The following is a 9344-nucleotide window of genomic DNA, read 5'->3' on the forward strand; positions in this document are numbered from 1 at the left end:
CGCAGGTCCAGTTCACATTTCCGACGCTTCTCGTAAGCTGAGCCGATGCTCGACGTCCGACGCCTGCGCCTGCTGCGCGAACTCGCCCACCTCGGCACCATCGCGGCCGTCGCCGAGGCGCTGTCCTTCAGCCCTTCCGCGGTCTCCCAGCAGCTGTCCGTCCTGGAGAAGGAGGCCGGTGTCCCGTTGCTGGAGCGCACCGGCCGGCGGGTCGCCCTCACCCCGGCCGGGCGCAACCTGGTCCGGCACGCCGAGTCGGTGCTCGCGCTGCTGGAGCAGGCGGGAGCCGAACTCGCCCACGCCAAGCGGGGGTTGGCCGGTCCGCTGCGGATCGGCACCTATCCCTCGGCGGCCCGCGCGATCATCCCGGCGGTGCTCGCCGAGCTGGCCGCCTGGCACCCCGGACTGGAGCCGATGGTCACCGAGGTCGACCCGGCGGCCGTCGGCGCGGCCCTGCGCGCGGGCGAACTGGACGTGGCCCTGGTGCACGAGTACGACCTCGTCCCGGCCGACCCCGAACCCGGCCTGGCGGCGACCCGCCCGGTCTTCACCGAGCCCATGTACCTGGCCGCCCGCACCCCGGGCACGATCGCCGAGCAGCGCGGCGCGCCCTGGATCATGTCCCCGCCCGGCACCCTCTGCCACACCATGGCCGTCCGCGCCTGCGAAGCGGCCGGCTTCGCCCCCCGGATCCGCCACCAGATCGACGACTTCACCACCGTCCTCGCCCTGGTCTCCGCCGGCCAGGGCGTGGCCCTCGTCCCCCACCTCGGCACCGCCCAGCCCCCGCCCGGTGTGGTCCTCACCCGCCTCCCGATGTACCGCCGCACCCGCGCCGCCTTCCGGGCCGGCGCCGGCTCCCACCCGGCCATCTCCGCCTTCGTCTCGGCCCTCCACACCGCGGTACCGCCGGGCCTCGGCAGCGGCTCCTGACCCCCGCCTGTTCCCCGCCCTCCTCCTCCCCCGAACGGAAGTTCCCCGCGCCCGAAGGGGACGCGGGGAACCGGGCGATGCGGCAGGCCGCACCCGCACTCGGCCGTCAGACCGCCAGACAGCTCGGCCCGAGCAGCTGCTTCAGGTCCCCGAACAGCGCCGGATCCGACTTCACCCGGTGCCGGTCGAGCCGCAGCACCGTCGTCTTGGTGCGGCTCTCCAGCCGCACCCGGACCTCGGTGGTGCCCCGGTGGCTCCCCAGCACCTCGCCCAGCCGCGCCACCAGCGGCGGCGTGACCTTCCCGCTCGGGATGTTGATGGTGATCGGCGCCTCGGCGTGCGCGTTCGAAAGGTCGGGGGCGGACAGCTCCATCCCCATCAGCCGCGGCACGTCCTCCCGCTTGTCGAGCTTGCCGCGCACGAACACCACGGCGTCCTCGACCAGTTGGGAGGACACCAGCTGGTAGCTCGCCGGGAAGAACATGCAGTCGATCGAGCCCGCCAGGTCCTCGACGGTCGCGATGGCCCAGGCGTTGCCCTGCTTGGTCATCTTCCGCTGGAGGCCCGAGATGATGCCGCCGATGGTGACGATCGAGCCGTCCGGCCGTTCCGCGAGGTCGGCGACCGCGCAGTCCGCCTTGTCGGCGAGCACGTGCTCGATGCCGTGCAGCGGGTGCGAGGAGACGTACAGGCCGAGCATCTCCCGCTCCTGGGTGAGCAGGAAGGACTTCTCCCACTCCTCCTCGGAGAAGACGACGTCGAGCCCGAAGCTCGGCTCGTCGTCCGTGGCGTCGCCGCCGAACAGGTCGAACTGCCCCTCGGCCTCCTTGCGCTTCACCCCGACGACGTTGTCGATCATCGGCTCGAACTGCGCGCTGAGCCCCTTGCGGGTGTGCCCGAGCGAGTCGAAGGCCCCGGCCTTGATCAGCGATTCGACGGTCCGCTTGTTGCAGACCACCGACTCGACCTTGTCCAGGAAGTCGGGGAAGGAGGAGAACTTCCCCTTGGTCTTCCTCGTCCGGATCATCGACTCGACCACCGGCCCGCCGACGTTGCGGATGGCGGTGAGGCCGAAGCGGACGGTGTCGTCACCGTGCGGGGTGAAGTCCGAGTCCGACTCGTTGACGTCCGGCGGAAGGACGTTGATGCCCATCTTGCGGCACTCGTTGAGGTAGACCGCCGACTTGTCCTTGTCGTCCTTGACGGACGTGAGCAGGCCGGACATGTACTCGGCCGGGTAGTTGGCCTTGAGGTAGGCCGTCCAGTACGAGACCAGCCCGTAGCCCGCGGTGTGCGCCTTGTTGAACGCGTAGCCGGAGAAGGGGACGAGGACGTCCCACACCGCCTGGACGGCCGCGTCGGAGTAGCCGCGCTCGCGGCAGCCCTTCTGGAAGGGGACGAACTCCGCCTCCAGGATCTCCTTCTTCTTCTTGCCCATGGCGCGGCGCAGCAGGTCCGCCTGGCCGAGCGAGTAGCCGGCGAGGATCTGCGCGGCCTTCTGCACCTGCTCCTGGTAGACGATCAGGCCGTACGTCGGCCGGAGCACCTCCTCCAGGGGCGCTTCCAGCTCCGGGTGGATCGGGGTGATCTCCTGCTGGCCGTTCTTGCGCAGCGCGTAGTTGGTGTGGGAGTTGACGCCCATCGGGCCCGGCCGGTACAGCGCGAGGACGGCGGAGATGTCCTCGAAGTTGTCGGGCTTCATCAGGCGCAGCAGCGAGCGCATGGGGCCGCCGTCGAGCTGGAAGACGCCGAGCGTGTCACCGCGCGAGAGGAGTTCGTAGGTCGGCTTGTCGTCCAGGGGCAGATCAAGCAGGTTGATCTTGACGCCCTTGTTCTTCTCGATCGCCTTGACGGCGTCGTCCATGATCGTCAGGTTGCGCAGGCCGAGGAAGTCCATCTTGAGGAGGCCGAGGCCTTCACAAGTCGGGTAGTCGAACTGCGTGATGGTGACGCCGTCGGTGTGCCGGGTCCAGACCGGGATGTGGTCGGTCAGCGGCTCGGCGGACATGATGACGCCGGCGGCGTGCACGCCGGGCTGGCGGATCAGGCCCTCGATGCCGCGCGCGGTGTCGATGACCTTCTTGACGTCCGGGTCGGTCTCGTACAGCCCGCGGATCTCGCCGGCCTCGCTGTAGCGCGGGTGCGAGGAGTCGGTGATGCCCGACAGCGGGATGCCCTTGCCCATGACGTCCGGCGGCATGGCCTTGGTGATCCGGTCGCCCATCGCGTAGGGGTAGCCGAGGACCCGCGAGGAGTCCTTGATGGCGGCCTTCGCCTTGATGGTGCCGTACGTGACGATCATGGCGACCTTGTCGGATCCCCACTTCTCCGTCACGTAGCGGATCACGTCACCGCGCCGACGCTCGTCGAAGTCGATGTCGACATCGGGCATCGAGATGCGCTCGGGGTTGAGGAAGCGCTCGAAGATCAGGCCGTGCGGGATGGGGTCGAGGTCGGTGATGCCCATCGCGTACGCGACCAGCGAGCCGGCCGCCGAACCACGGCCGGGGCCCACCGCGATGCCCTGGCTCTTGGCCCACATGATGAAGTCGGCGACCACGAGGAAGTACGCCGGGAACCCCATCTGGATGATGGTGTCCATCTCGTACTCGGCGAGCTTCTTGTGCTCCTCGTCGTACCCGCCCGGGAAGCGCCAGTCCATGCCCTCCCAGACCTTGGACTTGAAGAAGTCCGCCTCGGACTCGAAGCCCTCCGGGATGGGGAAGCGGGGCATGAGGTTCTTGAACTTGAACATGCCCTCGGTGTCGACCCGGGAGGCGACGAGGATCTGGCTGTTGCGGCAGCCCTCCTGCCAGGCGTCCGAGGAGTCCAGCGCGTACATCTCGGCGGCGGACTTGATGTAGTAGCCGGTGCCGTCGAAGCGGAAGCGGTCCGGGTCCGAGAGGTTCTTGCCGGTCTGGACGCAGAGCAGCAGGTCGTGCGCGCCGGCGTCGGCCTCGGTGGTGTAGTGCGAGTCGTTGGTGACGACCGGGGGGATGTTCAGCTTCTTGCTGATCTCCAGCAGCCCGTCGCGGACCCGCTTCTCGATGTCGAGGCCGTGGTCCATCAGCTCCAGGAAGTAGTTCTCCTTGCCGAAGATGTCCTGGTAGTCGGCGGCGGACTTCACGGCCTCGTCGAACTGGCCCAGGCGCAGCCGGGTCTGCACCTCGCCGGAGGGACAGCCGGTGGTGGCCATCAGGCCGCCGGAGAGCTCGGAGATCAGCTCCTTGTCCATCCGGGGCCACTTCACCAGCCAGCCCTCGGCGTAGGAGCGCGAGGTCAGCTTGAAGAGGTTGTGCAGGCCCTCCTTGTTACGGGCCCAGATGGTCTTGTGGGTGTACGCGCCGGACGCGGAGACGTCGTCCCTCTTCTGGTGCGGCTGGCCCCACAGGATGCGCTTGGTGTTGGAGCGCGACTCGGGGGCGACGTACGCCTCGATGCCGATGACGGGGGTGATGCCGGCGTCGGTGGCCTGCCGGTGGAACTCGGCGGCGCCGTACATGTTGCCGTGGTCGGTCATCGCCACGTGGGTCTGACCGAGGCGCTCGACCTCCTTGAACATCTGCTTCAGCCGGGCGGCACCGTCCAGCATCGAGTACTCGGTGTGGACGTGCAGATGCGCGAACGGCTGGTCGCTCAAGGCGGGGCCTCCGGAGGCTCTGGTGCTGGTCTGGTGGGCCGGCGAACGCGCGGGTCACAGGGAGGAAAGCCCTGGAAATGGATGTGGCCCGAACCGCCTCACGGGGTCCGGACCATCACTCACACGTTCACGCGTCTACTCTAGCCCGCCGCCGATCGAGCCCGCCGCCGAGCCGCCGCCGAGCCGTGTCGTGGCGGCCGTCCGGACGGCCGCGTCCTCCATCGGGTCGTCCCGGAGGCGGACCAGGCGGTCCCGCACGCGGGGGAGGTCGGGGGCGTGCCCGACGCCGAGCAGCCGGGCTCGAGCCTCGCAGTCCCAGAGCGACTCGGTGTACGCCTCGGCCATGCCCGCGGAGCCGAGCGCCGCCAGCGCCTCCAGGTACGCCGGGCGCTCGTGCGAGTGCGGCGTCCACAGCCAGAAGCGGCGCAGGAGGGAGATCGCTCCGGCGGCCTCCGTTCCGGCTCGCGCCAGCCCGCGCGCCGTGCGCATCGGGCCGCACCAGGTGCGGTCCACCCAGTCCCGCTCCAGCGCGGCGAGGAGCGCCGGGACGTCCGGCTGCCCTCCCTGCCCGGCCGGCGGCTCAACATCGGCGGGCTCCCGCCGTCCCGCCTCCTGTTCCTCCTCCGGCAGGTGCGCCCGCAGCGCGTCCCGGGCCTCGGTCGAGCCGCCGCGCGCCAGCAGCCCCAGCACACCGGCCGCCCGGCCGCGGGCGTCGTCGTCCCCGGCCAGCAGCTCGACCACGGGGGCGAGCGGCAGCTCCAGGTCCCGGACCAGCCGGGCGAGGTAGAGGTGGCGGTCGTCCACCGCCGTGTCCCAGCGCCACTCCCAGCGGATGCAGCCGTACACCAGGTCGGCGGCGGCCGCCGGGTCCTCCGCCGCCATCGTGGCGCCCAGGCCGCGGCCGCGCTGCAGGAGCCCGGGGAGGGTGTTCGGCGGTGCGTACTCGTATCTCCGCTGTGTCACGTGGTCCATCGTGCCGCAGCCCCCGACCCCCCGGAGCAGGCCCTCCACCTGCGCCCTCCGGCGGATCGCCCGCCGGTGGATCGCGCTGCGGTCCCGTGCCGCGCGGTCCTGCGCGGCACGGGACCGGCCGCTCCCTCAGCCCAGGCGCTCGACCGGCTGGCGCAGGACGGTCCTCAGCTTCTCGGGCGCCGTCTTCCGCGGGTCGCCGAGGCAGACCTCGTGGTGCAGGCCCGACAACCGCAGGCCCTGGGCCGCGAGGAAGACCCGGTGCAGCTCGTCCAGCACCGGGGTCTCGTCCTCGTACGAGCCGACGTGCAGCACCTGGGCGCTCAGGCCCTCGTGCAGCGCCACCCGCCGGATCTCCGCGATCGCCGGGAGCTTCTTCTTCGCCGACGCCGCCCGCTTCGCCTCCTCGATCATCTCCTCGGTGATCCACGCCGGCATGCCGATGAGCATGGTCCAGTTCCAGGAGTCCTTCTCCCGCGTGGTGAAGACCTCCGGCCGGTCCGACCACCACAGGCCTTCCAGCGAGCCGACGACGAAGTCGCCGCCCTCCGTGCCCCCGCGTCCGACCCCACCCCGACCCTCACCCGCCACCCGGCGGCCCACCGCCACGGCGGCGTGTCGAGTGGCGATTCGCCTCCCGCGACGAAATCGTGACCGGCAGCAAACCCACCGGAAAGGGTCAAAATGCCTGAAGTCACCACCCCGTACGCGACCGGCACGCCCTGCTGGGTCGATCTGATGGCGAAGGACCAGCAGGCCGCACTGGACTTCTACCGTGACCTCTTCGGCTGGCAGGGCCGGCCCGGCCCGGCCGAGTTCGGCGGCTACGCGGTCTGCGCGCTCGACGGCAAGGCCGCGGCCGGCATCGGCCCGGCGATGGCCCCCGAGGGGATGCCGGAGCCGCCGACCGTCTGGAACACCTACCTGTCCACCACCGACGCCCAGGCCACCCAGGACGCCATCGTCGCCGCCGGCGGCACCCTGCTCGTCCCGGTGGTGGACGTCGGCAACCTGGGCCGGATGCTGATCGCCGCCGACCCGCAGGGCGCGGTCTTCGGCGCCTGGCAGCCCGGCGAGTTCTTCGGCGCCCAGGTGGTCAACCAGGCCGGTGCGCTGACCTGGAACGAGCTGCACACCAGCGACATCCCGGCCGCCACCGCCTTCTACGGCGAGGCGTTCGGCATCGAGATCGAGCCGCTGGCCGGCGCGGACTCCTACTGGGAGCTGCGGGTCGGCGGCCGCGCGGTCGGCGGCGCCACCCTCCTCGCCAACGACCCGCCCGGCACCCCGGCGCACTGGCTGACCTACTTCGCGGTCGACGACGTCGACTCCACCGTGGACGCCCTGGTCAAGCGCAACGGCACCGTCCTCGCCCCGCCCTTCGACATGGTGGCCGGCCGGATGACCGTCGTCGCCGACCCCCAGGGCGCCCCCTTCGCCATGATCAAGCCCGGCCCGATGTAGCCCCGCCCCCGCACCCGAGCCCGCCCCCGCCCGCCCGGACCCCTCCGGGCGGGCGGTTCCCGTCCCCATCCGGCCGGGCGGTTCCCGGCCCCATCCGACCGCGCCAACTCCGGCCCACGTCAACACCCTTGAGGTGAACGAACCACCCTGCTTGACTGACCACCGTGACCGACACCACCGCCGCCCCCGAAGCCCTCGGAGCCCACCTCGGCCGCCACCGGGTCGCCAACGGCACCCGCTGGGTCAACGCCGCGTGGGCCCTCCCGATCGGCATCCTCACCTCCTGGCTGGGCCTGTGGGCCCTCCTCCAGGACGGCGACGACGGCTCCGCCGGCGGCGGCCAGGGGCTCGGTGCGGCCCTGGGCCTCGGCCTGTGCGGGCTCGGCATCGGCCTCACCCAGGCCGCACGGGCCCTGCGCGGTGGCGGCGGCGAGTACTTCGACGTCCACGAGCACGGCCTGGTCCACGGCAACGCCCGCGGCCCGAAGGGGAGTTGGCGCTGGTCCCAGGTCGCCGCCATCACCGTCCCGACCCGCCGGGACTCGGTCGGTGCCTTCGCCCACCGCTTCGGCAACGACTACCGCTGCATCCTCACCCTGGCCGACGGCACGCGAGTCCGGATCGACGGCCTGGCCACCAGCGCCCCCGCCCTGGGCAACGCCGTGATCGACCACTGCCCGGACGCCCGCCTGCTCACCGGCGAGGAGTGGACCCGCAAGGCGGGCGGCTGGCTGCTCCTGGGCGCCGCGCTCTGTGTCGGCGGCATCATCGCCATGGTCGACTACATCTCCGGCCACCCGGACGGCGAGAAGGTCACCGTCGACGCCGGCGGCCACACCGCCCACGAGTCCGTCCAGGGCGTCGACGACACCACGATCATGCTGCTCGGCCTCGGCATGGTCGCCTGCGGCATCACCGCCGTCGCCTGCCTCTCCCTCTTCGTCCACGGCCGCACCCGCCGCGCCCGCTGAGCCCCCTCCCGAGACCGCCACCTCAACCCGAAATCCCTTTGCCCCGAACCCCCTTGGGGCGGACACTCACCCCATGCTCGGATTCGCACGGACCGACAACGAAGCCCTCGTCTCGTGCCTGGGCGACCCCCAGCGCACCGTGGCCGCCTACCACGCGCTGCTCCGCCGCGGGGCGGACGCACTGGACGCCATCCGCACCGGCCTCTCCCACGCCGACCCGGCCGTACGGGAGGGCTGCTGCCGCCTCCTCGACCACCTGGTCGACCTGGACTCGATGGACCTGCTCATCACCATGGCCGACGACCCGGACGCCCGCGTCCGGATCGCCGCCTTCCACGCCCTGGCCTGCGACCGCTGCAAGGGCGACACCTGCGCCCCGGGCGCGGACCGGGTCCTCGCCCCGGCGCTGCGGCACCTGGCCACCGACCCGGACCCGCACGTCCGCACGATGGCCGCCGAACTCGTCGGCAAGTTCGTCCACACCGATCCCCACGCCCTCGCCGCCCTGCAGGCCGCGCACGACGGGGACCCGAACCCGACCGTCCGCAAGAAGGCTGGCTGGTACGCCCCGGGCGGCCCGATCCACAACCGCACCCGCCCGCGCTGAGGCACAGCGCTCGGCGCTCGGTGCTCGGTGCTTGGTGCGCGGCGCGCGGTGCCGGCGCGTGCGGCACGGTGCGCAGGAAGTCGGCCCATCCGACGTCCTGCGCACCGACACCGCCCACCCGCCTACCGCCTGCCCGCCTATCCGCCCACCCGCCGAGCAGCCCGCAGCCACAGCGCGAGCCCGAGGCAGAGCAGGCACGCCCCGGCCAGCAGCAGCGGGATCACCACCGCCCCGCCCGACCCGCCGAGCGCCCCCACCACCGCCGGCACGACGGCGTTGCCGAGCATGCAGCAGAGCGTCAGCACCGAGGTCGCCTGCTGCGGCACCTCCGCCACACCGGAGACCCAGGCGATCAGGGTTGGCAGCACGGGCGCCAGCGCCAGCCCGGCCAGCGGGTAGGCCACCACCGCGAGGTGCGGCACCGCGGCCAGCGCCAGCGCGCCGAGCCCGGCGGCCAGGTGGGCCGGCAGCGTGGTCCGGCCAGGCAGCCGCCTGGTCAACTGCGGGACGACCAGGCGCCCGACGGCCATCCCGGCCCAGAATCCCGAGGCCGCCGTCGTCGCGGCCTGCGTGCTCCAGCCGTCGCGCACCAGCTGGGTCGACTGCCAGGTGCCGATGCTGGTCTCCATGCCCGCGTACACCAGGCCGACCAGCAGGAACGGGAGCAACTCCAGCCCGATCCGCGCACGTTGTCCGCCCGCGTTCCCGCCCCCGCCTCTGCCCGTACCCTCGTCCCCGCCCGCACCGGGCGCGGCTCCGG

The 9344-nt window shown here is 72.1% G+C and carries 8 protein-coding genes; 4 read left to right on the forward strand and 4 right to left on the reverse strand.

Features of this window, described 5'->3' with window-relative positions:
- The first annotated feature begins 45 nt into the window (after positions 1-45).
- Positions 46-933: a LysR family transcriptional regulator gene (locus tag ABTY56_RS32495; RefSeq protein WP_350632958.1), complete on the forward strand. Its 888-nt coding sequence runs from the start codon at positions 46-48 to the stop codon at positions 931-933.
- Between the two features lie 106 nt (positions 934-1039).
- Here ABTY56_RS32495 and dnaE read toward each other — a convergent pair whose 3' ends face one another.
- The 3 genes from dnaE to ABTY56_RS32510 all read right to left on the reverse strand — a co-directional run bounded on the left by dnaE (position 1040) and on the right by ABTY56_RS32510 (position 6133).
- On the reverse strand, positions 1040-4573 hold the full coding sequence (gene dnaE, locus ABTY56_RS32500) for a DNA polymerase III subunit alpha (RefSeq protein WP_350632959.1): 3534 nt from the start codon (positions 4571-4573) through the stop codon (positions 1040-1042).
- 135 nt (positions 4574-4708) lie between these two features.
- Positions 4709-5536, reverse strand: a complete 828-nt coding sequence (locus ABTY56_RS32505) for a hypothetical protein (RefSeq protein WP_350632960.1) — start codon at positions 5534-5536, stop codon at positions 4709-4711.
- Between the two features lie 135 nt (positions 5537-5671).
- Positions 5672-6133 (reverse strand): GyrI-like domain-containing protein, encoded by a 462-nt coding sequence (locus tag ABTY56_RS32510; protein WP_350632961.1) that lies wholly within the window; start codon positions 6131-6133, stop codon positions 5672-5674.
- Between the two features lie 93 nt (positions 6134-6226).
- Between ABTY56_RS32510 and ABTY56_RS32515 the strand changes: the two genes are divergently transcribed.
- The 3 genes from ABTY56_RS32515 to ABTY56_RS32525 all read left to right on the forward strand — a co-directional run bounded on the left by ABTY56_RS32515 (position 6227) and on the right by ABTY56_RS32525 (position 8584).
- Positions 6227-7006: a VOC family protein gene (locus ABTY56_RS32515; RefSeq protein ID WP_350632962.1), complete on the forward strand. Its 780-nt coding sequence runs from the start codon at positions 6227-6229 to the stop codon at positions 7004-7006.
- Positions 7007-7170: 164 nt separating this feature from the next.
- On the forward strand, positions 7171-7977 hold the full coding sequence (locus ABTY56_RS32520) for a hypothetical protein (RefSeq protein ID WP_350632963.1): 807 nt from the start codon (positions 7171-7173) through the stop codon (positions 7975-7977).
- A 73-nt stretch (positions 7978-8050) separates the two neighbouring features.
- A complete protein-coding gene (locus ABTY56_RS32525) occupies positions 8051-8584 on the forward strand; it encodes a HEAT repeat domain-containing protein (RefSeq protein ID WP_350632964.1) in 534 nt (177 codons plus the stop codon).
- A 137-nt stretch (positions 8585-8721) separates the two neighbouring features.
- Here the strand turns inward: ABTY56_RS32525 and ABTY56_RS32530 are convergent.
- The coding region (locus ABTY56_RS32530; RefSeq protein WP_502893231.1) for an MFS transporter at positions 8722-9344 on the reverse strand (623 nt) is incomplete at its 5' end.

It is taken from the genome of Kitasatospora sp. NPDC097691, assembly GCF_040302665.1.
In the GTDB taxonomy this organism is placed as follows: Bacteria; Actinomycetota; Actinomycetes; order Streptomycetales; family Streptomycetaceae; genus Kitasatospora.